This is a genomic window from Pantoea sp. SGAir0183 (genome assembly GCF_043545505.1).
In genome coordinates, this window is the sequence record NZ_CP028053.1 from 2146471 (window position 1) to 2170741 (window position 24271).

Sequence of the window (24271 nt, forward strand, 5' to 3'; positions counted from 1 at the left end):
CAACTCCTGTTTTATGCCGCAGCGTGCGGACTCAGATAACGGCCTAACGTCGCCAGCAACATATCCAGTATCAGGGCCACTAACGCCGTTGCCACCGCGCCCAGAATCAGGACCGGGAAGTCATTGAGGTAAATCCCCGGAAAAATCAGCTCGCCAAAGCTGCTGGCACCAATCAGGAAGGCAAGCGGGGCGGTGCCAACGTTAATGGCTGTCGCAATGCGCACCCCTGCCAGAATGACCGGCAGCGCATTCGGCAGCTCAACCTGACGCAGGCGTTGCCATTTTGTCATGCCGATACCGTTAGCGGCTTCAATCAGTGAGGGCGGAACGGCGCTCAGTCCGGCATAGGTGTTGCGGACAATGGGGAGCAGCGAGGCCAGGAACAGGGCAAACAGCGCCGGCTTATCGCCAATGCCGATCACCACCATGGCCAGCGCCAGTACGGCCAGCGGCGGCAACGTGTTGCCCACATTAAAGATTTGCATGACATATTCTGCCCAGCGACGGGCAAAGGGACGGCTTAGCAGGATCCCACTGGGAATACCGACCAGCAGGGCAAACAGCATTGACCAGAACACTAAAAACAGGTGCTGTTGGCCAAGATAGATGAGATCAACGCGGCGGGCGACCAGTGTATCCCAGCCCAGCCCCCAAACCAGTGCGCCCAACACTGCTATCACAGCAAGCAGCGCCAGACCGGCACGTTTGGCCAGCGAAGCGTTATGCATACGGATTCTCCCTGTAGACCAATCTGTTGTTATCAAACCCTGAACCGACATGACAGACGCCACAAAAAGGGCCGCCGCGTCCAAAACCATGCCGATTGTTAAACGTGTAAAACGTTTGCGAATTTCTGCGTAATTTCGTTAATCACAATCAACGCAGTTTTAAACCTATAGCAACGTCAAGCGAAGCGCGCCAGCTTTTATCGGTAAAATCATGGAGATAGCATGGTGTCAAAATCGCCGCAGCCCTTACTACAACTGGTTTAACAGCGAAACTACCTGATTCACCCCGATTTAGGTGACAACGTCACAAAAGCACTGAATTGATTCCTGGACGCGCAGATTTGCGCTAGCCTTAGGGAACGCAAAAAGGGAGCATCATGATCAACAGCACTTCCGCGCCGCTGCGCCGCAACTGGATTCTTTTCGCCTGCATGCTCGCCATGTTTATGGCCGCCATCGAAGTCACTATTGTGGCCACCGCGATGCCAACAATTGTCGCCCAGCTGGGGGGCTTTGCGCAGTTTGGCTGGGTATTTTCGGTTTACCTGCTGACGCAGGCCATAAGCGTACCGCTTTATGGGCGCCTGGCGGATCTGTGGGGCAGAAAGAGGATGCTGTTTCTGGGCATCACGCTTTTTTTGGCAGGGTCGGTGTTATGCGGCTTTGCGCACAGCATGTTTTGGCTCATCGTGTTCCGCGCCTTTCAGGGCCTGGGGGCCGGGGCCATCATGCCGCTGACGTCCACGATTGTGGCCGATATCTATTCCCCCCGTGAGCGGGCCAGCGTGCAGGGCTGGCTGTCCAGCGTCTGGGGCGTGGCGGCGATTGTCGGGCCGCTCTCGGGCGCGTGGCTGGTCCAGCACTTCAACTGGTCGGTGATTTTCTGGGTCAATGTCCCGATTGGCATCATCAGTATGCTGTTGCTGGCCATCCTGCTGCCAACACATTCACAGAAACAGCCGGCCCCGTCACTGAATCTGATTGGCAGTGGCTGGCTGACGCTGTGCATCAGCGCCGTACTGATTGCCCTGTTACAGGCAGAACAACTGGGCTACTGGCTCCTGTTGTTTTTACTTGTGGGCGGGCTGGCCGGCTGGCAATTAACCCGCCATGAACAGCAGGCACAGGCGCCCCTGTTTCCGATGCGTCTCTGGCAGAGTAAGCTGATTATTGCCGGCAATATAGGCAACCTGGTGATTGGGGCGACCATGATGGGCGTCAGCGCGTTTTTACCGACATGGATACAGGGCGTCACGGGCGGTTCGCCACTTCAGGCCGGCACCGCGCTGGCGATGATGTCCATCGGCTGGCCGCTGGCCAGTACGGTCAGTGGCCGCCTGATGCTGTTCACTTCCTATCGTTTTACCGCCCAGCTGGGCGCATTATTGTTAATTGCAGGCAGCGCCTTACTGCTGCTGTTACACAGAGAAAGTTCGCTACTGCAGGCAGGCTTCACCTCATTCCTCATCGGCACCGGCATGGGGATGACCAGCACGACGTTTCTGGTGTCTGTGCAGAATCATGCCGAATATGGCATTCGCGGTATTTGCACGGCGTCGGTAATGTTCAGCCGTATGATTGGCTCCGCGCTGGGAACGGCGGTGATGGGCGCCGTGCTAAACCTCAACCTGCAGTGGCGGTTGCCACATGCAGAGGATCCGGTGCAGCAAATTATGTCGCAGACAACCCGCGACCAGTTGGCTCCGGATGAGCTGCAGCACCTGTTACAGGCGATTGCTGCCTCACTGCACTGGGTGTTTATCGTGGCGTTGGTTATCGCGTTATCGGCGATGTGGGTCGCCGGAAAAATGCCGCGTCAGCAGCCGCAACAGGCCGACTGATACCGGACCGTTTAGTCGTCAGGGTGCGATTCGGACGGGAACAGTAGAGAAAACGAAAAAGAGAAGGGCGACAATGTCGCCCTGAACGTTACTGCGTTGAGGTGTCCTGCGAGCTACCCGCGCTGTCAGGGACCGCCGCCCCGTCATCGCGACCCAGCTTTTTATAAACGATTTTCTGTGTGTCGTTATCGCAATGACCGACAACCTGTCCGCCCGCCTGGTCGGCCTGATCGTTGGGCACCACATCCAGACTAAAGCCTGATTCGGGCACACCGTTCTGGATAATTTTCTGGCTGATATCCGCTTTTACGGATTCACAGGAGGCCTGCGCCAGCAGCGGGAATGCCAAAAACGTCACTGTCAGTAATGCATGCTTCATCTTCATAACCTTTTCCTTTTGTCATGCGTCAGTCATTACTATAGCTGAAAATTACGGCAGTACCGGACGACCGGTGCGGCGATCCAGACAGCGCAACGTGTTGGGTTCCCAGTAGGCGTTCAGGTTAGCGCTCTGCTCACACTTGTCGCGGGTATCAAACGCGCGGTCCGCTTTATCAAACTCTTTTTCCACCCGGCGGTTCACTTTATTGCGCAGCATGTGCGTGTCATTCCACTGCTCTTTACTCTGACGGGCCGCTTCATTATTCAGCGCGCTACTGCCATTTTCAATTATCAGGCGATCGGTGTTTGCACTCACGCCAAATGCCGTGACAGAAAGCAGGGCCACCATCAGAACCGGAAGCAATTTTTTCATCGTAATATCCTTCAGTTAACACGGGCTTACCTGTGGGTAAACTTTTGCAGCCTGTGCGCAATAGTATACCATTGCCGCTCAGATGCTCACCAGCAGTGTGCATGTCGTTTACCTGCCTGAGAGATTAACGTGCTGATCAAGACTGCATTACTGTTTTTTATTACCGCCCTGGCAGAGATCACAGGCTGTTTTTTGCCCTGGCTGTGGCTGAAAAAGGGCGCGTCGGCCTGGCTGTTAGTGCCTGCCGCACTGAGTCTCGCGCTGTTTGTCTGGCTGCTGACGCTCCATCCGGCGGCAAGTGGGCGCGTATACGCGGCTTACGGCGGCGTTTATGTTCTCACGGCGCTGGTCTGGTTGCGCATCGTAGACGGGGTGAAGCTGAGTATCTGGGACTGGAGTGGTGCGCTGATTGCGTTCAGCGGCATGTTGATTATCGTGCTGGGCTGGGGCAAAGCGTAAAAAGCCAGCCCGAGGGCTGGCCTCTTAATCAGGGTTTATGCACTTTAAGGCCTGCCAGCGTCTGGCTGACGGGCATCATTTCCAGGGTGTTGATGTTGACGTGTTTAGGCAGGGTTGCCACCCAGTAAACCGCTTCAGTCACATCTTCCGGCGTCAGTGCTGTCGCGCCCTCATAAACCTTATCAGCCTTGTCATCGTCGCCTTTAAAGCGCACGTTAGAGAATTCGGTGCCGCCAACCAGGCCTGGCTCAATATCCGTTACGCGCAGGGCGGTGCCGTGCAAATCGGTGCGCAGGTTCAGGCTGAACTGACGGACAAAGGCTTTGGTGGCCCCATACACGTTACCGCCCGCATAGGGCCAGCTTCCGGCAATCGACCCGATATTAATGATATGACCGACGTTACGCTCAACCATCGCAGGCAAGACGGCGCGCGTCATATACACCAGCCCCTTCGTGTTGGTGTCGATCATATTTTCCCAGTCATTCACATCTGCCCGGTGCGCCGGTTCAATGCCTAATGCCAGACCCGCGTTATTGACCAGCACATCAATGTCGCGCCATTCTGCTGGGAGGTGTGCAATTGCCTCTTCAATGGCGGCCCGGTTGCGCACATCCAGTTGCACCGTATACAGGTTGTCGCCCAACGCGTCTTTCAGCGCTTTCAGACGTTCTGCGCGACGGCCGCTTGCGATCACTTTGTGTCCTGTTTCGATGAACCGGCGGGTAATGCTCTGACCAAACCCTGCCGTTGCCCCCGTAACAAAAATAATCATCGTGTTTCCCTTATTCCGTTTCATGGTGTTCCTTTCACCTTAACACGGCATTTTTGGCGATGTCCGCTGAATTTTACGTGCATGGTCGCCCACGGTCTGCGCCGTTTTCGTGCAGCCCGCCCCGTTATTGTGCAAACGCGCCAGGCTGGCAGGGCGCATTTTGTCCATCATTATGCAGGCAATCGATTGCGAAAGAATGGCAACCGTTTGCGTCGTGTATTAAGACGTTTTTTCGTTGCGCAACGAATAAGTTTGATTAAGTTACTGATATATAAATCTTTATTTTATAAACAAGGCTGGCATGACTCTTGCAAAAATGTTCAAACAGAGACCAGGGTTAAGGCACAGGGCGACATTTACCCCGCCCGGCAGAGGAAACATTATGCTGACATATACAGACGCGGCGATTCGCGCCAGCTTCTTCGATTTTGCCGCAGTGGCACACGATCCCGAATCGATAATGGCGCAGGCACGCTATCTGGACGATGGCGTGCTGACGCTGCGTGAAGGGCGTGTTGTCGATCTGCGCCCCTGGCAGGAGAGCACAGACAGCCTGAATGCAGGCGGCATGATTGACCTGCGCGGTAAGCTGATCATCCCGGGCTTTGTCGATTGCCATATTCATTATCCGCAAACGGAAATGATCGGTTCCTTTGGCGAGCAACTGCTGGAGTGGCTGAATCAGTACACTTTTCCCGTGGAAGCGCAGTATCACTGCCCGGATCATGCCGCGCAGATGTCGGCATTTTTCCTGCAGCAGTTACTGGCGAACGGCACGACCAGCGCGTTGATTTTCGGCACGGTGCACCCGCAGTCGGTAGATGCGCTGTTCAGCGCAGCCGAGGCGCTTAATATGCGTATTATCGCAGGCAAAGTGATGATGGATCGCAATGCCCCGGACTACCTGACAGAAACGCCAGAAGAGAGCTATGCCCAGACGGAGGCGCTGATTGCGCGCTGGCACGAGCGCGGCCGCCTTAATTATGCGCTGACGCCGCGTTTCGCTCCGACCTCTTCTCCGGCGCTGCTGGAGAAAGTTCAGGCGCTTCGCCAGCGTCACCCGGATGTCTGGGTTCATACGCACCTTAGCGAAAACCCCCACGAAGTGGCCTGGGTGAAGCAGCTTTTTCCTGACCATAACGGTTATCTGGATGTGTATCATCAGTATCAGCTGACCGGGCGCCGCAGCGTATTCGCGCACTGTCTGCATCTGGAAACACAGGAGTGGCAGTGCCTGCATGATACGAACTCCGCCATAGCATTTTGCCCCACCTCAAATCTGTTTCTGGGCAGCGGCCTGTTCAATATCCAGCGGAGCTGGCAGCAGGGCGTTAATGTGGGCATCGGCACCGATGTAGGCGCCGGCACCACCTTCAATATGCTGCAAACGCTGGGAGAAGCCTACAAAGTGGGGCAACTGCAGCAGTACAAACTGAGCGCCGCAGAAGCGTTTTATCACGCCACACTGGGCGGCGCCCATGCGCTGGATCTCGATAAACACATCGGTAACTTCGCCCCGGGCAAAGAAGCGGACTTTGTGGTGCTGGATCCCGCCGTGTCCGCCTTGCAGAGGTTACGCATGGCAAACAGTAAAGATATCTGGGAAAAACTGTTTGTGCTGATGACGCTCGGCGATGACAGAAATATCGTACAAACCTGGGTTAACGGTCGCCCGGTCTGGCAATCCGCTGCAAAGGAGAACGCCGCATGATTCAGTTCCTGCTTAATGACCGTCCGGTGACAGAAGAGCAGCTCGATCCCAATCTGACGGTCCTGTCGTATTTGCGTACGCATCAGCGTCGCTGCGGCACCAAAGAGGGCTGTGCCTCCGGCGACTGCGGCGCGTGTAGCGTCACGCTGGGCAGTGTCGTAGACGGGAAGCTCACCTACCAGACCGTGAACAGCTGCCTGATGCTGGTCAGTGGGCTACAGGGTAAGCAACTCATTACGGTAGAGGATCTACGCCAGGGAAAAAGCCTGCATCCGGTACAGCAGGCGATGGTGGACTGCCATGGCTCGCAGTGTGGATTCTGTACGCCGGGTTTTGTCATGTCGCTGTTTAGTCTGCAAAAAAACCAGCCTGAGTGGAATCGTCAGCAGGCCGAACATGCGCTGGCGGGTAACCTGTGCCGCTGTACCGGTTACCGTTCCATCATGGCGGCTGCCGAGCAAAGCCTGAGCGATGTTCAGCCCGACAGCTTTGATCGTCAGGCACAGCAGGTGACTGAACAGCTGATGAACCTGACACACGAGGCTATCCAGACGCTGGAAAAGAACGGTCGCACCTGTTTTATCCCGAAAACCGTGCAGCAGCTTGCCGAATGCTGTATCGCCCATCCTGATGCCGCATTGCTGGCGGGCGGCACCGATCTCAGCCTGCTGATTACCCAGCGCGACCAGCATCTCCCCAAAATGATTTCCCTGGGGCAGGTTGACGCACTGAAAGCCTGCGGCGAGGACGATAAACACTATCAACTGGGTGCCGCTGCGTCGCTGGAGCACATTGCCGATTTTATGGCGACGCGGATTCCGGGTTTTGCCGGAATGCTGACGCGCTTTGCCTCGCTACAAATTCGTCAACTCGGCACGCTGGGCGGCAACCTTGCGAACGCTTCGCCGATTGGTGATGCCTCGCCTACGCTGCTGGCGCTTAATGCATCGCTACTGCTGCAGCACGGCGACACGCAACGCACCGTGACGCTCGATGGCTTTTTCACGGGCTACCGACAGACGGTGCTAAGGCCGGGGGAGTTTATTCACACCATTCTGATTCCTAAAGTGACAGTGTCACCGGATTTCGTGGCCTGGAAAGTCTCAAAACGGTTGGATGATGACATTTCAGCGGTGTTTGCCGCCTTTAATATTCATACCGATAACGGCATCGTAACGCGTGCGCATATTGCATTCGGCGGTATGGCGGCAACGCCGCTTCGTGCGGTCGCCTGTGAACAGGCGCTGTGTGGTGCCGCTTTATCGCCGGAAACGCTGGCGAGAGCCTGTCAGGCGCTGGAAGCGACGTTTCAGCCGCTGAGCGATTTCCGGGCCAGCGCAGATTACCGTCTGCAGGTCGCCTGTAACCTGTTGCGTCGTTATGTTTACCGTTCAAACGGACTCGCCATCACAGAGGTAAGCCGCTATGTCTCATAATCGTCCGGCATTGCCTGAATCTGCGTTACCCGTCCTGTTCGCCAGCGATATGACCACGGGCGTAGGACGCAGTCAAAAACACGAAAGCGCGGAAAAACACGTCTCCGGTGAAGCGCAATATATTGACGATAAAGCAGAACAGCCGGGCTTACTGCACCTTTGTCCGCGTCTGAGCGACCACGCGCATGCGCGTATTACACGCGTCGATCTGCAACCCTGTTACGCGGTTCCGGGCGTAGTACGCGTACTGACCTGGCAGGATGTGCCCGGCGTCAATGATATCGGGCCCTTACAGCCAGGCGATCCGCTTCTGGCACAGGATATCGTCCACTATGTGGGCCAGATTGTAATTGCCGTACTGGCCGAAACGCCTGAAGCGGCGCGTCAGGGCGCTAACGCGGCGATGATTGAGTACGCCAGTCTTCCGGCGCTGCTGGATGTCGAAGACGCGCTGAAGCAGGGCAGCTTCGTGCAGGAACCCCATATTCATCAGCGCGGTGACGTTGAGGCGGCACTGGCGCGCGCGCCGCATCGGGTTCAGGGGGCGTTCCACATTGGCGGACAAGAGCATTTCTATCTGGAAACGCAAACCGCCCTGGTGATTCCTGGTGAAGACGACGCATTGCAGGTCTTGTGTTCGACGCAGAACCCCACTGAAATTCAAAAGCTGGTGGCCGAGGTCATGGGCATCACCATGAACAAGGTCACGATTGATATGCGGCGTATGGGCGGCGGATTCGGCGGCAAGGAAACCCAGGCCGCCGGTGTTGCCTGCCTGTGTGCTGTCGCCGCCAGGCTGACCGGGCGCGCCGTGAAAATGCGCCTCGCGCGGCGTGATGACATGCGTATTACCGGCAAACGGCATCCGTTTTTTGTGCGCTACGACGTGGGGGTTGAGGATGACGGCCGCTTGTGTGGCGTGAAAATCGATCTGGCAGGTAACTGTGGTTACTCACTGGATCTCAGCGGATCGATTGTGGATCGGGCAATGTTTCATGCCGATAACGCGTACTACCTCGGCGATGCGCGGATTACCGGTTACCGCTGCCGCACCAATACCGCGTCCAATACTGCGTTTCGCGGGTTTGGCGGCCCGCAGGGCATGGTGGCGATAGAGCAGATTATGGACCATATCGCCCGCGAGCGCGGAATCGATCCGCTGACGCTGCGTAAACGGAACTACTACGGTAAACACGAGCGCAATATCACGCATTACCACCAGCAGGTAAAAGATAATCTGCTGGATGAGATCACGGAACAGCTGGAAATCAGCAGTGATTACCACGCGCGGCGGGAAGCCATCGCGGCCTTTAACGCCAGCAGTCCGCTGCTAAAACGCGGTCTTGCGCTGACGCCGGTGAAGTTTGGGATTTCTTTCACCTCAAGTTTTCTCAACCAGGCCGGTGCGCTGATTCTGATCTACACCGATGGCACAGTACAACTCAACCACGGCGGAACGGAAATGGGCCAGGGGCTCAATACCAAAGTGGCGCAGATTGTCGCGCAGGTGCTGCAAATCGATATCGATAAGATCCAGATCACCGCCACAGACACTGGCAAAGTGCCCAATACATCACCGACCGCGGCTTCCAGTGGTACGGATCTGAACGGCAAAGCGGCGCAAAATGCGGCGGAAATCCTGCGTGAACGCATGCGCACTATGCTGTGTTCGCTGCATAACTGTCTCCCCGAGGCGGTAAGTTTCAACAACGGCGTGGTGCGCGCAGGCGATCACTATTACACGTTCGCTCAGGTCGCCCAGCTTGCCTGGCTTAATCAGGTGCCGCTCTCCGCGACGGGATATTATCGCGTGCCTGGCATCCACTACGATCGTCAGGCTGGTCGGGGCGAACCGTTTTACTATTTCGCTTACGGGGCCGCCTGTTGCGAAGTGATTGTGGATACGCTGACGGGCGAATACCGGTTATTACGGGCGGATATTCTGCATGATGTCGGGGCCTCACTGAATCCAGCCATTGACATCGGTCAGGTCGAGGGCGGCTTCGTGCAGGGGCTGGGCTGGCTGACCTGTGAGGAACTGGTCTGGAATGACAAAGGCCAGTTGATGACGAACGGTCCGGCCAGCTACAAAATTCCGGCAATCAGCGATGTGCCCGCCGATATGCGCGTCACACTGGTCGAAAACCGTAAGAATCCGCAGGATACGGTATTCCATTCCAAGGCAGTGGGCGAGCCGCCTTTCATGCTGGGGATCGCCGCCTGGTGCGCATTACAGGATGCGGTCGCCAGTCTCGCGGACTATCGCCAACATCCGGGGCTGGACGCGCCTGCTACGCCGGAGCGGGTATTCTGGGGCGCACAGCGTATGGCCGGGAGGCGCGGATGATTTTCCATGACTGGATAAGCATCCTGCACCATCTCCGTGAAACGCGCCAGCCTTGCGTACTGGTCACTGTGCTGCGCGATCGTGGCTCGGTGCCCCGGGACGGCGGCGCTAAAATGGTGGTGACGGCGAAGGAAACCTTTTTAACAATTGGCGGCGGACATCTGGAATTTCAATGTATCGCGCAGGCCCGCGCACTGCTGGAAAGCGGGCAGGCCAGCCCGCACACAGAGGATTTCAGTCTGGGGGCACGGCTGGGCCAGTGCTGCGGCGGCATGACCACCATGTTATTCGAACCCCTGTTACAGGCACAGCCGGAAATCCTGGTGTTTGGCGCGGGCCATGTGGGCCAGGCGCTGGTGAATGTGCTGGCAACGTTACCCTGTCACATTAACTGGATTGACAGTCGGGAAAATGTTTTTTTATCCGTGCCGCCCGGGGTGCGCATCCAGCAGCCTGACGATCCGCTGGACGCAGTGGCTGAGGCGCCCGCTGGCAGCTATTATATCGTGATGACGCACCATCATCCGTTGGATCTGGCGCTCTGTGAAGCCATTCTCAAGCGGGGAGATTTCCATTACGCGGGCGTCATTGGCTCGCAGACAAAAAGCCAGCGCTTTCGCTATCGTCTGGCCGGCAAAGGCATCGACGACGTTCGGCTGGCGCGCCTGCGCTGCCCGGTGGGCTTACCCGATGTAAAAGGGAAACTGCCTGCCGAAATCGCCGTGGCGATTGCGGGTGAGATTATTGCGGTGTACCAGCAACAACGCGGATAGGTTGTTCTGCCCGAGGCGACCTGCCACTATGAAACACTGTGTAGACTATCAGGAGCGCCTATGAACGCCCGTCAAAACCCTTTCTTTAGCGTCAGCAGTCTGCCTTATCACACGCCACCGTTTGACCAGATTCAGGAAACGGACTTTTTGCCCGCGCTGCAGGCCGGTATCGAAGAGAAACGTCAGGAAGTCCTGGCCATTGCGACATCCGCTGATGCCCCGACGTTCCAGAATACCTGTGAAGCGCTGGAGAAAAGTGGCCAACTGCTGACCCGGGTAAGCCTGGTGTTTAATGCCATGACCTCGGCGAATACCAGCCCCTATTTACAACAGATCGATGAAGAGATTACGCCGCAACTGACCGCGCTTAATGATGAGATCATGCTGAATCGTCCGCTGTTTTCACGCATCGATCAGGTCTATGTGCAACGAAACCAACTGGATGCCGAATCCAGACGTCTGGTAGAAATTCTCTGGCAGCGCTTTCAGCTTGCCGGTGCCAATCTGCCCGAAGCGCAGAAACAGCAACTGAAAACCCTGAATCAGGAGGCGGCGCGGCTCAGTACCCAGTTCACGAATAAGCTGCTGGCGGCCACGAAGGCCGGCGGTCTGGTCGTCGAGGATGTGCAACAGTTAGCCGGTCTGAGCGCGTCCGATCTGGCCGTCGCCAGGGCCGCCGCGAAGGCGCGCGGTCTGGAAAACGCGTGGCTGTTGGTGCTGCAAAACACGACGCAACAGCCCGCGCTGCAATCGCTGACGGTGCGCGCAACGCGCCAGGCCCTGTTTCATGCGGCTCTGACGCGCAGTGAGAAAAACGATGATAACGATACCCGACAGTTAGTGCTTCGGCTGTCACAGGTGCGTGCCGAACAGGCGAGGTTGTTAGGATTCGCCAGTTTTGCGACCTGGCAACTGCAGGATCAGATGGCCAAAACGCCCGAGGCCGCTCTGGCGTTTATGCGTAATATTGTGCCTGCCGCCCGGGCAAGGGCCGAACGCGAAGCCGCGGCGATTCAGCAAACGATCGACAAACAGCAGGGGGATTTTACCCTCAGCGCCTGGGACTGGAATTTCTACGCCGAGCAGGTCAGGCGGGCGCAGTACGATTTAGATGAGAATCAGATCAAGCCCTATTTTGAGCTCAACACGGTACTGGAACAGGGCGTTTTCTGGGCGGCCACGCAGCTTTATGGTATTACGTTCGCGCAACGTCACGATTTGCCGGTTTACCATCCGGATGTACAGGTGTACGAAATTTTCGATGCTGACGGGAGTGGGCTTGCGCTGTTTTACACGGACTTCTTCAAACGCGACAGTAAAGGCGGTGGCGCCTGGATGAGCAACTTTGTTAATCAGTCCACGCTCCTCGACAGCAAACCCGTGATTTACAACGTCTGCAACTACACGCAACCCGCGGAGGGGGAACCCGCGCTTCTGAGCTGGGATGAGGTGATAACCCTGTTTCATGAGTTCGGGCATACGTTGCACGGCCTGTTTGCCAGCCAGCGTTATCCCAGCCTGTCCGGCACAGCAACGCCACGTGATTTTGTTGAATTCCCTTCACAAATTAACGAGCACTGGGCCAGCGAACCACAGGTATTTCGTCATTATGCCCGCCATTATCAGACGGGTGAGCCGATGCCCGCCGAGCTGCATGAAAAAATCATCAGGGCGGGCAAGTTTAATAAAGGCTACGAGATGAGCGAGCTGCTGGCCGCCGCGTTGCTGGATCTACACTGGCACAGCCTGGATGGCAGTCAGCCGGTACAGTCCGTTGACGGATTCGAGCAACAGGCGCTGCGCAGTGATGATCTCGATATGGCGGCCGTCCCGCCGCGCTATCGCTCCAGCTATTTCCAGCACATCTGGGGCGGTGGCTATGCCGCGGGTTATTACGCTTATATCTGGACGCAGATGCTGGCGGATGACGGCTATCAGTGGTTTGTCGAAAACGGCGGACTGACGCGCAAAAATGGCGATATTTTCCGCCAGAAGATCCTGTCTCGCGGCAACAGCAGTGATCTCAAAGCGTTATATGAAGCCTGGCGCGGGGGCGAACCGAAGCTTGAGCCGATGTTAAAAAATCGCGGCCTGGCCGACTGAGCAACAAAGGGCGGAGAATCCGCCCTTTGTTTTTTTACCCCAGCGGACCGCCTTCAATGGTCTCGCACAAGCCCGCCAGTACGCGCTCGCCGGTTTCATTTCTTAATGACTGATACCACTCCGACGTCATCACCGGATCTTTTGCATGCGTGATATCACAACGCTTGCGCGCTTTTAAAACCAAGTCTTTGACACGGTCAACGCGGCGCGCCTGATAACGCAGCAGCGCATCTTCGATGCCAAGTGAATGCGCAGCCAGGGCCGAAGCCAGTACAATAGCATCTTCCATCGCGGCACAGCCGCCCTGACCAATATCCGGCGTGGTGCTGTGCGCGGCATCGCCAAGCAGCACCACCCGGCCTTTCACGAAGCGCTGAAACGGCTCGATATCGTGAATTTCAACCCGGTTGGTGGTGTCCACATCAATGGCCGCAATCAGTTTTTGTACCGGGGCTGCCCAGCCGCTGAAATAGCGGCGCAAATCGTCACGCGCGGTAGTGCGGTCCTGTTCCAGCCCCGCAGGCAGCGGGACATCAAAGAAAAAGTAAAAGCGGTTTCCGCTTACCGGCATTAACGATACGCGCTTGCCATCCCCCACAAAGGTTGTCCACTGGTCCGCAGGTGCGATGGACTCATCAATGTTCACCAGACCGTTCCAGTTCACATAGCCCGCGTAACGGCGGGGCAGCTTTTCCCCCAGCACATAGTCCCGCACAACAGAGTGCGTGCCGTCTGCCGCGACCAGAAAATCGCCTTCAGCCTGGCTGTTGTCTTCGAAGGTGGCGACAACGCCCGTGGCGTGCTGTTCCACCTGCACGATACGTTTACCAAAATGCACTCTGTCGCGGCCGTAGGCATCCAGTAGCATGGCCTGCAACTCGGCGCGGGCAATCGGATAGGGGAATTCACCTACCTGCTGCACCAGCGGCGATAAACTGAACCGTGTCAGGGTTTCACCCGACAATGCATCCTTATAGGCCATAAAGGCCATATTACCGCCCAGCGCGCGGACTTTGTCTTTCAGGCCCAGCGAATTCAGGCATTTCACGCCATTTGGCCAGACCGAAATCGCAGCGCCGACGGGCCGAATGGTTTTTACCGCCTCATAGACTTCCGTCTGAAAACCCTGTTGCTCCAGCGCGAGGGCCGCCGTCATGCCGCCCATTCCGCCACCGATAACGATCGCTTTCATATGTTCTCTCCTTTGCATTGCGTCGTATCTTGCAATTTTTGTTCCAGGCGATGAAAAGGTGGCAACCCGCATGAACAGGGTACAACTCGCTGATATTGAGGAATAATCTTTCCAGCCTGCACGCAAACCGTGCAAAAGGCCGCACCGCGCCAGTGCAGGAATATTCTGTAAACCCCATAAACCACGCGCTTTTAAGATGTTGCCTATGAAACATGCAATTCAGAGCGTGATATAGATCACGCCCTACGACAACGACTTCGGAATCTTTCATGAAAATTGGCATCAGCAATACGCACTATCCGGAGCAGCGCAATATCCTGGTGAATCCGGACAATCACTACATCAACCTGAAAAAGCGCAACCTGTTTTATTTCCTCAATCCGCTGCGTACACGTTTACTCAAGAAGAATAAACGCTTTGTGTTTGTCCCCGTGCCCTTCGCAATGGGGGAGAAGCCCGATATCCTGCATCTGTTTAATGAAGTCGCCATTACGCCCATGAACTGGGTCGCGACCTTCGAGACTGAGCTGCCGCGTGTTCTGCCGGTAGCGGGCGTCGCCAAGCAGGATAATCCTGAACTCAAACAACTGATTCCGTATTTGCTCAAGGATAACTGTTTTGGCCTGATCGCCATTTCCGATGCCACCTTGCATATTCAGATGAAGCTGTTTAAACCCGATGTCGCCGCGAAAATTCGCGCAAAAACGTTGGTGATGCATCCACCGCAAACCCTGTTTACGCAACAGAAGCGCCCACGGCAAAGCGATAAACTCCGCCTGGTGTTCGTTGGCAACGAGTTTTACCGTAAAGGCGGCGCAGAAGTCGTGCTGGCCATCAGTGAGCTGATTGAGATGGGACAGATTGATGCTGGCCAATTCGACGTTCAGTTGATTGGTGAACTGACGAAACGTCATAATGTTGCCCATCGCGCTTTCCAGGATAACGACGCGTTTTATCGGGACATTGAAGATCGCATCACGCGCCATGCCTGCTTCACACACCATTCCCGCAAGGATAATCGTGAACTGATGCAGTTGTTCCAGCAAAGCGATGTGGGGTTACTGCCGACCTGGCAGGAAACCTACGGGTTTTCCGTACTGGAAATGCAGGCCAGCGGCTGTCCGGTATTGACCAGTAATGTTCGTGCGTTGCCTGAAATTAATCCGCCCACCGCCGGTTGGCTGATTGATGGCGAACTCAACGATGACCGCGAATATCAGGTCAACAGCGAAGCCGAGAAACACCGGCTACGTCAGGCATTAATAGACGGCATTAAGACAACCCTGCTGGACATTCTTGCGCAGCCACAGCAGTTAACGGAAAAAGGCGAGGGCGCGATTCTGCGCATCAAGCAGCAGCACGATCCGCGTCAGTATTGCGCCAGACTGAACGATATTTATCGCCGTGGCGTGGTCCAGGTCGTGGAACATCCGCCCGCGCTCTCAATTTAGCAAGATTTACCAGACGTTATGCGTCAGAGTCATCATACTTGTCTGACGCATATCTCTGGAGATCGGTTATGAAAAACTTTTATGCTCTGCTGCTGACCTGCTTCATGGGCAGCAGCGCCCTGGCGCAGCCCGCTCACACGTTTCCCCCTCGCACACCGTTGCCGCAACTCACGCCCGTCGCGGCGAAATGTGATCTCTCCAGCTGTCAGACTCGCTGTTATGTTGAGCAATCTCATTGTAATACGCGAAACTCAAGTGACTGCAGTACTCAGGCACAGCTCTGTGTGCAATCCTGTGCGTCACAGTGTCAATAACCTGTCACCTGAATAAGTACTGATGAAATCTTTTCTCACTGCATTACTGATTGCGTTTACCGCCAGCGCCCAGGCGGCTGACTTGTCGTCTCAGACCATCGCCGAACGGGTAAAAAGCGTGATTGATCCGCTGATGGCGCAGCAGGGCATTCCCGGCATGTCGGTCGGCGTGCTGTATAAAGGTCGTCCTCAGTATATTAATTTTGGTGTGGCCGATACCGCGAGCGAACGGCGCGTGACAGAAAATACGCTGTTCGAACTGGGATCCGTCAGTACGACATTCACGGGCGTGCTGGCGGGCGTGCTGATTCGCAACGGTGCGCTGCGTCTGAACGATCCGGTCTCCCGCTACTGGCCCGCGTTAAACGGCCCGCAGTGGCAAAGCCGACGGATGGTCCATCTTGCCACCTACAGCGCAGGCGGACTGCCGTTACATCTGCCCGATGAGGTAACCAGTCAGGATGAATTGCTGGCTTACGCGCAGCAGTGGCAACCGGACGCCGCGCCGGGTACACAGCGTCACTATTCTCATGTCAGTATTGGTCTGCTGGGCTATTTGATGGTGAAGGGGGAATTTGAGGAGGCGATGCAAAAGGACGTTATCACGCCGTTGCGGCTGACACGCACCTTTTATACTGTGCCCCCGTCAATGATGTTTGATTACGCCTGGGGTTATCAGGACGGTAAACCGGTACGCGTCTCGCCGGGTATGCTGTCAGCAGAGACCAGTGGCGTGAAGTCCACCGCGCGCGACATGATGGCTTTTATGCAGGCGAATGCGAATCCCAATGGATTGTCGTCCGGGAATACGGCATTGCGAAATGGCATTCTGACCGCGCAGTCTCGTTACCTGCGCGCAGGTGAACGGTATCAGGGGCTGGGGTGGGAAATTTACCCCTGGCCCATTGACAGCCAGACGATCGTTGCCGCCTGTGACAGTCAGGCCGCGCTGTCCACACAGCCCGCGACCATTCTGAACCCGGCTCAACCCATGGATCGCGCCAGTTGGGTGCATAAAACCGGCTCCACAAAGGGCTTTGGTGCCTATATCGCGTTCGTCCCGCAACAAAACAGCGGGGTAATCCTGCTGGCCAATAAAAACTATCCCAATCCGGAGCGTATCAAAGCGGCGGTTGCCATCATGGCTATGCTGGCATCGGACTGAACTAAAAATGGCCGCACAGGGCGGCCATCATATCGACGGAGATCGATGCGTTACACTGTGCCTGTACCGCCGTCTGAACACCACACCTGACCGGAGGCAAAACTGCACTCATCGGAAGCCAGAGTGACATAGAGCGGTGCGATTTCAACCGGTTGACCGGGACGACCCAGCGGCGCATCAGCACCAAACTGTTCCACTTTTTCCTGCGGCTGGCCGCCACTGGGCTGCAGCGGTGTCCAGTACGGACCTGGCGCAACGGCATTCACGCGGATGCCTTCCGGCCCCAGCTGTTTTGCCAGCGCTTTGGTAAAGGCCACATTACAGGCTTTGGTCTGCGCATAATCCAGCAGGATATCGCTGGGTTTAAACGCCTGCACAGACGAGGTATTAATAATCGCTGCACCGCGCGGCAGGTGAGCCAGCGCCGCTTTTGTTAACCAGAAGGGCGCGTAAACATTCGTTTTAAAGGTGGCATCGAAATCTTCGGTGCTCAGCGTACGAATGGATTCATTAAACTGCTGGCGTCCGGCATTATTGACCAGGATATCCAGTCCGCCCAGTTTGTCGGCGGCTTCATTCACCAGTTTCTGGCAAAAGGATTCTGAGCGCAGATCGCCTGGAATGGCGACGGCTTTACGGCCTTCGGCTTCAATCAGTTTAATCACTTCAGCCGCATCGGACTCTTCTTCTGGCAAATAGTTAATTGCCACATCGGCACCTTCACGTGCATAGGCGATGGCCACAGCTCGACCGATACCGGAATCTCCCCCTGTGATCAGGGCTTTACGGCCAGTCAGACGACCGTGACCACGATAGCTGGTTTCACCGTGGTCGGGTGGCGGGTCCATTTCACTCGCCAGGCCGGGTGCCTGCTGCGGCTGCTGTCTGAACGGCGGCTTCGGGAAACGATCGGGGTCGAGAATAGCCTTATTTAACGTTGTCATGCGTAAGCTCCTTAAACAGTCGTGTCAGAGAACTTAAGCCTGGCACAGATGTGATTTTTGTCACATTCAAATGCTTATTATTTGCGCTCAGGCAGTTAAAAAACGGCAAAAAGACGTTTTTAATCCCCTGAATTTACCGATAAGCGCAGCGGAAACAGTGGAATATAGGGCCAGCGGGGCCGCATTAAGGCGCACCGACCAGTCTGGCAGGAAAAAGAGTGGGCGTGTACGAAAGGGGAATAGCGCCTAAGTGGCTGAGAAGCTGGCAGTTATTACGGGAGAAAATAAGAGATTGTATTAACAGTCATTAAGGGGGAGAATTGCTGCAGATTGAGTAACCGTGAATGTTTGTACAAATGTTTCAAAGATGTTACTATGAGTGTCCCGGCCAGCATCACTTTATATTTTGTGACGTCTGGCCGGACATTTTCCCTGGTGTTGGCTGTTTTAGCGACCTGGCCGTACAGGTCAGGTTTTTTTTTACCGCTAAACAACTGAAGCCATTGTAACCTCTGAATGATTCATTGTAAGTTACTCTTAAGTATCATCTTACCTGTACTATAGTGCAGGTTAAGTCCACGTTAAGTAAAAGAAGCAGCATGGAGCCTGAATGTTTTCTTTTTTCCTTGAAAATCAAACAATAACGGATACGCTTCAGACTTACATACAGAGAAAGTTATCTCCGCTGGGTAGTCCGGATTACGCTTACACTGTTGTGAGCAAAAAAAATCCTTCAAATGTTCTGATTATTTCCAGTTATCCTGACGAATGGATTAGGTTATACCGCGCTAACAACTTTCAGCTGACCGATCCGGTTATTCTCACGGCCTTTAAACGCACCTCACCGTTTGCCTGGGATGAGAATATTACGCTGATGTCCGACCTGCGGTTCACCAAAATTTTCTCTTTATCCAAGCAATACAACATCGTTAACGGCTTTACCTATGTCCTGCACGACCACATGAACAACCTTGCTCTGTTGTCCGTGATCATTAAAGGCAACGATCAGGCTGCGCTGGAGCAACGCCTTGCTGCCGAACAGGGCACGATGCAGATGCTGCTGATTGATTTTAACGAGCAGATGTACCGCCTGGCCGGTACCGAAGGCGAGCGAGCCCCGGCGTTAAATCAGAGCGCGGACAAAACGATATTTTCCTCGCGTGAAAATGAGGTGTTGTACTGGGCGAGTATGGGCAAAACCTATGCTGAGATAGCCGCTATTACGGGCATTTCTGTGAGTACCGTGAAGTTTCACATCAAGAATGTGGTCGTGAAACTGGGCGTCAGTAACGCCCGACAGGCTATCAGACTGGGTGTAGAACTGGATCTTATCAGACCGGCAGCGTCAGCGGCCAGGTAGTGACTGCGACGGGCGGACAGCCCGTACGTGACACCACATCACCACCGAGTTGCTGCTTGTCATCCTGACCTGCTGGCAGCGTCAGCAAATAGATACGTTCCTTTTCGGTCAGGAAAGCCTCTTTAATGACTTTGATTTGCCAGCCAGAGCGAGTGAGAATTTTCAACATCGCGCGGCTGACAATCGTATAGATATTGCCGTAGGCATTATTTTGCGCCCAGTTCACCATCGCTAAAAACAGGACCTGGCTGATAGGGTAGTGCTCACCTAACAGCGCACGTGCGCGGGCTTTGTCGACAAAAAAACGGCTGGATTCGGTACCATAGGCGGGCAGGGTGACATCACTGAAGCAGTGCTGAAAAGTGTGCGTGATCATGTTGGGACGATCGAGGCTGGTAAAACGTACGCTGCACACTAATTGTCCTTCGCAGATTCCCAGAATATAACGTGTACCGGGCCCATCAAATTCATCCGATTCCATTCCCTGACTGCAAATGACTTCCCATCCCAGACGATCGCTAAATGTTTTCTTGCGAAGTTTATAAAGTTCTTCTGAACGGGTGGTTTGCAGTTCTTCGTAACTGACGTCAAACAGTTCAAGCATTCCATTTCCTCTTAAAAGTTACTGCGGCCCTCGCGGTTATCCTGCACTGATTTTACAAGCTTTTCACTATGACGTTCAGTTAATTAACCATTATTCGAGCGAATGGCGTCGTTTTCTGTCTGTCAATGGGCAGGATAAAGCGTCTCAAGCGGTAAAACTGTCCCTGAAGGGATATTATTTGTCATAACGCGGCAGAACACAATACAAATAGTAACTAAACAATACTATTTCAAAAATGCATATTTTCCCAGTCGGTTTGTGCTAAAGGGGCATTTAACAGATTAATGCCAGATGCGCATCGCTATTTTTCATCCCCGGTTCGCGCAAAATTTTATATTAGAGAGTAATCAATATGTCCTGTATCACAAACCACAGAAAAAACTAAAAATCATAATTTGGCTGTTAATTTCGGTAATTGTTGACCTGGCGCAGTTTACTAATACTTGAGCCGGGCCTGCCTGCGCGTGGGCCAGGGATAGCTGATTAAAACAGGTAATTACCGAATTATAAGGCGAATTATAATGACTATATCCTCTGAGCTTAAAACGAAAGAAAAACTGGGTTACGGCATCGGTGATGCCGCCAGTTCGATGGTATGGCAAACCGCCACCTTATTTCTGGCCTATTTTTACACGGATGTGTTCGGCTTACCGGCCGCGATTATGGGCACCATGTTTTTAGTGGTGCGCCTGGCCGATGCGTTTGTCGATCCCTGTATTGGGGCACTGGTCGATCGTACCCGAACCCGTCATGGCCGTTTTCGCCCGTGGCTCATGTGGTTCGCGATTCCGTTCGGCGTCAGTTGCCTGATCACCTTTTACGTGCCGGATGCAGGCCCGACCGCCAAAATTGTCTATGCCTGCGTCACCTATGCAATTCTCAGTTTTATTTATTCTGCTGTCAATGTGCCTTACTGCGCGATGCCCGGAGCCTTAACCCTGGATCCACGCGAGCGCCATTCGCTGCAATCCTGGCGGTTTGCCTGTGCGTTTATCGGCGGACTGGTGGTCACAGTGATCGGCCTGCCGCTGGTCGAATGGCTGGGGCAGGGAGACAAGGCAAAGGGTTACCTTTACGCCATGGGCCTGATGGGATTTCTGGGCGTGGTGTTAATCTACTGCTGCTTCTTTATGACACGTGAGCGTTATTTACCCCACAACGATACAGCGGGGTCAATGTGGTCGGATCTCAAGCTGCTCGCTAAAAGCAATCAGTGGCGCATCATTATTATTTTTAACATCCTGCTCCTGACCGCCGTCGTGACGCGCGGCTCATCGACCCTGTATTACATGAATTATGTCTTACGGCGACCTGACCTGGTCTTTACTTTTATTGTTACGGGCATGATAGCCGCATTATGCGGTGCATTTTTATCAGAACGTATATTAGGAAAATTCGACCGCATTCGTGCTTATCAGGTCTGTCTTGTCAGTTTTGTTTTCTTTCTGACGGTCATTTATTTAATTCCACCGTCCCAGGTCTGGTTAATCATTGGGTTAAATATTGTTTTTGGCTTTGTTCAGAATCTGACCACGCCTGTTCAATGGAATATGTTTTCTGACGTCGTGGATTATGAAGAACATCGCAGCGGCAGGCGGCTCGACGGGCTCGTTTTCTCAACCGCTTTATTTGCCATCAAATTTGGCCTGGCCATGGGCGGTGCCGTCGTGGGCTGGGTCCTCGGTCTGGTGCACTACCAACCCGGCGTCGCTGCACAGTCACCCCAGGTCATTACCACCATCAACCTGATGCATAACATCATCCCCGGCGTGCTGTTTATCGCCATGCTGCTTCTGCTTTTTTTCTACCAACTTAACAGCCCGCGAGTCAATGCGATTGCCGAAGCGCTGGCGGCAAAACGCGCCGCAGAAGCCCGACACGATGCTGAAAACACAATTTGATCTCAGCGAAAGGAGAGAAACATGACCGAGATGTATAAGGATCCTCATCAGCCCATTGACGTACGCGTAGACGATCTGTTGTCGCGCATGACGGCCGAAGAGAAGTTCGCCCAGATGCACGCCTACTGGCTCATCCTGGATGAACAGGGCAATCATCAGCCGCGAAGCGATTTGAGCGATGACTTCACGGGCGTCAGCGAACACACCATCCTGAAGGCGCGGTTAACGCACGGCGTCGGTCAGATTACCCGTCCTTTGGGCACGCACATTGTTGATGCCGTCACCGGCGTGCGTGCCGCGAACCGTTTACAACGCGACCTGGTTGAAGGCTCGCGCCTTGGCATCCCGGCCCTGTTTCATGAGGAGTGCCTCGTGGGTTTACTCTGCAAAGGCGCTACGCTCTTTCCGTCGTCGCTTAACTACGGTTCTACCTGGGATGTCGGGCTGGTGAAACGGGCGGCACAGCATATCGGTGCCGAAGCGCGTTCCGTTGGCTGTAAGCAGGGGCTGGCTCCGGTACTGGATGTGTCACGGGATGTCCGCTGGGGCAGAACGGAAGAAACCTTTGGAGAAGATCCCTGGCTGGTGGGCGTGATGGCAACGGCCTATGTCGAAGGTTTACAGGGCGAGCGGCGCGATCTGCTGGCTACGCTGAAACACTATGCAGGCCATTCATTTAGCGAAGGTGCGCGCAATCATGCGCCTGTCCATCTCGGTTTTTGCGAACTGAACGACACGTTCCTGCTGCCGTTCGAAATGGCCGTAAAGCTGGCTAATGCCGGCTCGGTCATGCCCGCTTACCATGACATCGATAATCAACCCAGCCACAGCGATCGTTTTTTACTGACCGACGTGCTTCGGGAGCAGTGGGGATTCGATGGCCTTATCGTGGCGGACTATGGCGGCGTCAGTTTGCTACATCAGCATCACGGCATTTCGCAGGATGCGGCGGAGTCGGCGGCACTGGCGTTTAATGCCGGTCTGGATGTCGAACTGCCTAAGGATGACTGCGCGCGTCATCTGGCCGAGGCGGTATCCCGTCAACTGCTGTCGATGGAAACGATTGACCGTATTGTCAGCCGTATCCTGACAGAAAAATTTCGCCTGGGGTTATTCGACGATCCGTACATCCGTGAAGCGGACATTTGTCTTCAGCACGAGGAAACCCGTCAGGTAGCGCGTACGGTCGCCACACAGTCGATTACGCTGCTGGAAAATAATGGGATTCTGCCGCTGAAAACCGGCGCGCGCGTGGCGGTAGTCGGGCCCTGTGCTGACGATCCGCTGGCTTTGCTGAGCGGCTACAGTTTTCCGGTTCACCTGATCATCAGCGATATGCTGGAAGAAACATCACAGGTCACCACGCCGCTGGCCGCACTGCAACACTATCTGGGTGAGCAGCAGGTCCGCTATGCCAAAGGGTGCCATATCATTGAAACCCGCACCGCCGGTGCGCCGGTTTTCCCGGGTGACAGCGGGGCGAAACGAATGCAGCAGTCGCCGGTGTCTCAGGATACCGGGTTGATTGACGAGGCGGTTGAGGTTGCCCGACAAAGCGATGTCGTGATTGCCTGCGTGGGGGATCTGGCGGGGCTGTTTCAAAGCGGCACCGTAGGCGAAGGATCGGATACCGACAGCCTGACTCTGCCCGGCGTTCAGCAGCCGCTGCTGGAGGCGCTGGCCGCCACAGGTAAGCCCCTGATTGTGGTGATGACGGGTGGGCGACCTTACAACCTGCAAGGACTGGAGGAGCGCGTCGCGGCCTTTATGCTCGCCTGGGCGCCGGGCCAGGAAGGCGGCTGGGCGATTGCCGATGTGCTGACGGGGCGGGCAGAACCGCAGGGGCGACTGGTGGTCAGTATCCCGAAAAACGTCGGCGCGATGCCGTTCTATTACAACCACAAACTGAAAAGCGGTGGAACGCCCATCGCGTTTCATTTTGGCGCACGCTATCCGTTTGGCTTCGGTCTGGGCTGGACGACGTTCGACTGGGGCGCGCCTCAGCCTGAACAGGATCAGGTCGCGATCGATGGCGAGATCCGCCTGCGGATCACCGTGACCAATCGGGGGGAACGGCAGGGCAGTGAAGTGGTCCAACTCTATGTTCGTGACCGAATCGCCAGCCTTGTACGCCCGCTTCAGGAACTGAAAGCGTTTCAGCGCGTCACGCTGGCGCCAGGCGCGTCAGCCGAACTGTGCTTTACGCTTCCTGTCGATATGCTCAACTTTACCCGTGGCGATGGTAAACGTATTGTCGAACCGGGTGAGTTCGAGTTGCAGACAGGTTCCTCGTGCCGTGATATTCATGGCGTCAGCACCGTAACGGTAACGGGAGAAACGCGTGTGCTGCCGACACACTGGCGGATGTTAAGCACCTGCTCGGTCAACGTTGCCGACTGAGGCCTTCGCCTGC

The 24271-nt window shown here is 55.1% G+C and carries 19 protein-coding genes; 12 read left to right on the forward strand and 7 right to left on the reverse strand.

The annotated features are described in order from the left end of the window. Positions 1 to 11: 11 nt before the first annotated feature. A complete protein-coding gene (locus C1N59_RS09990; protein WP_006119222.1) occupies positions 12 to 728 on the reverse strand; it encodes an ABC transporter permease in 717 nt (238 codons plus the stop codon). 377 nt (positions 729 to 1105) lie between these two features. Here C1N59_RS09990 and C1N59_RS09995 point away from each other — a divergent pair, with 377 nt between their 5' ends. Beyond that, positions 1106 to 2569 carry an MDR family MFS transporter gene (locus C1N59_RS09995; RefSeq protein WP_394550729.1) on the forward strand — a complete coding sequence of 488 codons (1464 nt, stop codon included), beginning with the start codon at positions 1106 to 1108 and terminating at the stop codon, positions 2567 to 2569. Positions 2570 to 2657: 88 nt separating this feature from the next. Here C1N59_RS09995 and C1N59_RS10000 read toward each other — a convergent pair whose 3' ends face one another. Together C1N59_RS10000 and C1N59_RS10005 are read right to left on the reverse strand one after the other, a co-directional pair. Beyond that, positions 2658 to 2954, reverse strand: coding sequence for a DUF1161 domain-containing protein (locus C1N59_RS10000; protein ID WP_033741733.1), 297 nt, complete (start codon positions 2952 to 2954; stop codon positions 2658 to 2660). Between the two features lie 45 nt (positions 2955 to 2999). Then, positions 3000 to 3299, reverse strand: a complete 300-nt coding sequence (locus tag C1N59_RS10005; protein ID WP_232368641.1) for a DUF1283 family protein — start codon at positions 3297 to 3299, stop codon at positions 3000 to 3002. A 156-nt stretch (positions 3300 to 3455) separates the two neighbouring features. Here C1N59_RS10005 and C1N59_RS10010 point away from each other — a divergent pair, with 156 nt between their 5' ends. Next, a complete protein-coding gene (locus tag C1N59_RS10010; RefSeq protein WP_058702016.1) occupies positions 3456 to 3782 on the forward strand; it encodes a YnfA family protein in 327 nt (108 codons plus the stop codon). 28 nt (positions 3783 to 3810) lie between these two features. Here C1N59_RS10010 and ydfG read toward each other — a convergent pair whose 3' ends face one another. Next, the gene (gene ydfG, locus C1N59_RS10015; protein WP_033742210.1) at positions 3811 to 4557 is read right to left on the reverse strand and encodes a bifunctional NADP-dependent 3-hydroxy acid dehydrogenase/3-hydroxypropionate dehydrogenase YdfG; all 747 of its coding nucleotides are present in this window, start codon (positions 4555 to 4557) and stop codon (positions 3811 to 3813) included. Between the two features lie 382 nt (positions 4558 to 4939). On the opposite strand from ydfG, the gene guaD reads away from it, so the two are divergent. The 5 genes from guaD to dcp are packed head-to-tail and all read left to right on the forward strand — an operon-like array spanning position 4940 to position 12927. Then, positions 4940 to 6268 (forward strand): guanine deaminase, encoded by a 1329-nt coding sequence (gene guaD, locus C1N59_RS10020; protein ID WP_394550731.1) that lies wholly within the window; start codon positions 4940 to 4942, stop codon positions 6266 to 6268. Then, complete coding sequence (gene xdhA / locus C1N59_RS10025; protein ID WP_054633732.1) at positions 6265 to 7704, forward strand: xanthine dehydrogenase small subunit; 1440 nt, start codon at positions 6265 to 6267, stop codon at positions 7702 to 7704. Before guaD ends, xdhA begins: the two co-directional genes overlap by 4 nt. After that, the gene (xdhB, locus tag C1N59_RS10030) at positions 7694 to 10051 is read left to right on the forward strand and encodes a xanthine dehydrogenase molybdopterin binding subunit (protein ID WP_394550734.1); all 2358 of its coding nucleotides are present in this window, start codon (positions 7694 to 7696) and stop codon (positions 10049 to 10051) included. Before xdhA ends, xdhB begins: the two co-directional genes overlap by 11 nt. After that, positions 10048 to 10824, forward strand: coding sequence for a xanthine dehydrogenase accessory protein XdhC (xdhC, locus tag C1N59_RS10035; RefSeq protein ID WP_054633734.1), 777 nt, complete (start codon positions 10048 to 10050; stop codon positions 10822 to 10824). The genes xdhB and xdhC overlap by 4 nt, the downstream gene beginning before the upstream one ends. A 60-nt stretch (positions 10825 to 10884) precedes the next feature. Continuing rightward, positions 10885 to 12927, forward strand: a complete 2043-nt coding sequence (gene dcp / locus C1N59_RS10040) for a peptidyl-dipeptidase Dcp (protein ID WP_394550737.1) — start codon at positions 10885 to 10887, stop codon at positions 12925 to 12927. 34 nt (positions 12928 to 12961) lie between these two features. Here dcp and hpxO read toward each other — a convergent pair whose 3' ends face one another. Further along, positions 12962 to 14119, reverse strand: a complete 1158-nt coding sequence (gene hpxO / locus C1N59_RS10045; RefSeq protein WP_039340296.1) for an FAD-dependent urate hydroxylase HpxO — start codon at positions 14117 to 14119, stop codon at positions 12962 to 12964. 269 nt (positions 14120 to 14388) lie between these two features. Between hpxO and C1N59_RS10050 the strand changes: the two genes are divergently transcribed. Both C1N59_RS10050 and ampC read left to right on the forward strand, forming a co-directional pair. Continuing rightward, positions 14389 to 15570, forward strand: a complete 1182-nt coding sequence (locus tag C1N59_RS10050) for a glycosyltransferase family 4 protein (protein ID WP_394550740.1) — start codon at positions 14389 to 14391, stop codon at positions 15568 to 15570. A gap of 336 nt (positions 15571 to 15906) precedes the next feature. Continuing rightward, the gene (gene ampC, locus C1N59_RS10055) at positions 15907 to 17049 is read left to right on the forward strand and encodes a class C beta-lactamase (protein ID WP_394550742.1); all 1143 of its coding nucleotides are present in this window, start codon (positions 15907 to 15909) and stop codon (positions 17047 to 17049) included. Positions 17050 to 17099: 50 nt separating this feature from the next. Here the strand turns inward: ampC and C1N59_RS10060 are convergent, their stop codons facing one another. After that, entirely contained in the window at positions 17100 to 17993 is an 894-nt protein-coding gene (locus tag C1N59_RS10060; protein ID WP_394550744.1) for an SDR family oxidoreductase, read from the reverse strand. Positions 17994 to 18603: 610 nt separating this feature from the next. On the opposite strand from C1N59_RS10060, the gene C1N59_RS10065 reads away from it, so the two are divergent. After that, a complete protein-coding gene (locus C1N59_RS10065; RefSeq protein WP_039340302.1) occupies positions 18604 to 19353 on the forward strand; it encodes a helix-turn-helix transcriptional regulator in 750 nt (249 codons plus the stop codon). Here the strand turns inward: C1N59_RS10065 and C1N59_RS10070 are convergent. Next, on the reverse strand, positions 19325 to 19957 hold the full coding sequence (locus C1N59_RS10070) for an acyl-homoserine-lactone synthase (protein ID WP_006119202.1): 633 nt from the start codon (positions 19955 to 19957) through the stop codon (positions 19325 to 19327). The two genes, C1N59_RS10065 and C1N59_RS10070, sit on opposite strands and share 29 nt — an antisense overlap. 521 nt (positions 19958 to 20478) lie before the next feature. Between C1N59_RS10070 and C1N59_RS10075 the strand changes: the two genes are divergently transcribed. Together C1N59_RS10075 and C1N59_RS10080 are read left to right on the forward strand one after the other, a co-directional pair. Further along, positions 20479 to 21858: an MFS transporter gene (locus tag C1N59_RS10075; protein WP_394550746.1), complete on the forward strand. Its 1380-nt coding sequence runs from the start codon at positions 20479 to 20481 to the stop codon at positions 21856 to 21858. Between the two features lie 21 nt (positions 21859 to 21879). Further along, positions 21880 to 24258, forward strand: a complete 2379-nt coding sequence (locus C1N59_RS10080) for a glycoside hydrolase family 3 N-terminal domain-containing protein (RefSeq protein WP_394550748.1) — start codon at positions 21880 to 21882, stop codon at positions 24256 to 24258. Positions 24259 to 24271: the final 13 nt, after the last annotated feature.

Coding starts and splice junctions, on each gene's coding strand:
- xdhA (WP_054633732.1), top strand. CDS start 6,265: ATGATTCAGTTCCTGCTTAATGACCGTCCGGTGACAGAAGAGCAGCTC.
- C1N59_RS10060 (WP_394550744.1), bottom strand. CDS start 17,993: ATGACAACGTTAAATAAGGCTATTCTCGACCCCGATCGTTTCCCGAAG.
- C1N59_RS10050 (WP_394550740.1), top strand. CDS start 14,389: ATGAAAATTGGCATCAGCAATACGCACTATCCGGAGCAGCGCAATATC.
- C1N59_RS10065 (WP_039340302.1), top strand. CDS start 18,604: ATGTTTTCTTTTTTCCTTGAAAATCAAACAATAACGGATACGCTTCAG.
- ampC (WP_394550742.1), top strand. CDS start 15,907: ATGAAATCTTTTCTCACTGCATTACTGATTGCGTTTACCGCCAGCGCC.
- C1N59_RS09995 (WP_394550729.1), top strand. CDS start 1,106: ATGATCAACAGCACTTCCGCGCCGCTGCGCCGCAACTGGATTCTTTTC.
- C1N59_RS10070 (WP_006119202.1), bottom strand. CDS start 19,957: ATGCTTGAACTGTTTGACGTCAGTTACGAAGAACTGCAAACCACCCGT.
- xdhB (WP_394550734.1), top strand. CDS start 7,694: ATGTCTCATAATCGTCCGGCATTGCCTGAATCTGCGTTACCCGTCCTG.
- C1N59_RS10000 (WP_033741733.1), bottom strand. CDS start 2,954: ATGAAGATGAAGCATGCATTACTGACAGTGACGTTTTTGGCATTCCCG.
- C1N59_RS09990 (WP_006119222.1), bottom strand. CDS start 728: ATGCATAACGCTTCGCTGGCCAAACGTGCCGGTCTGGCGCTGCTTGCT.
- ydfG (WP_033742210.1), bottom strand. CDS start 4,557: ATGATTATTTTTGTTACGGGGGCAACGGCAGGGTTTGGTCAGAGCATT.
- xdhC (WP_054633734.1), top strand. CDS start 10,048: ATGATTTTCCATGACTGGATAAGCATCCTGCACCATCTCCGTGAAACG.
- C1N59_RS10075 (WP_394550746.1), top strand. CDS start 20,479: ATGACTATATCCTCTGAGCTTAAAACGAAAGAAAAACTGGGTTACGGC.
- dcp (WP_394550737.1), top strand. CDS start 10,885: ATGAACGCCCGTCAAAACCCTTTCTTTAGCGTCAGCAGTCTGCCTTAT.
- C1N59_RS10005 (WP_232368641.1), bottom strand. CDS start 3,299: ATGGTGGCCCTGCTTTCTGTCACGGCATTTGGCGTGAGTGCAAACACC.
- hpxO (WP_039340296.1), bottom strand. CDS start 14,119: ATGAAAGCGATCGTTATCGGTGGCGGAATGGGCGGCATGACGGCGGCC.
- guaD (WP_394550731.1), top strand. CDS start 4,940: ATGCTGACATATACAGACGCGGCGATTCGCGCCAGCTTCTTCGATTTT.
- C1N59_RS10080 (WP_394550748.1), top strand. CDS start 21,880: ATGACCGAGATGTATAAGGATCCTCATCAGCCCATTGACGTACGCGTA.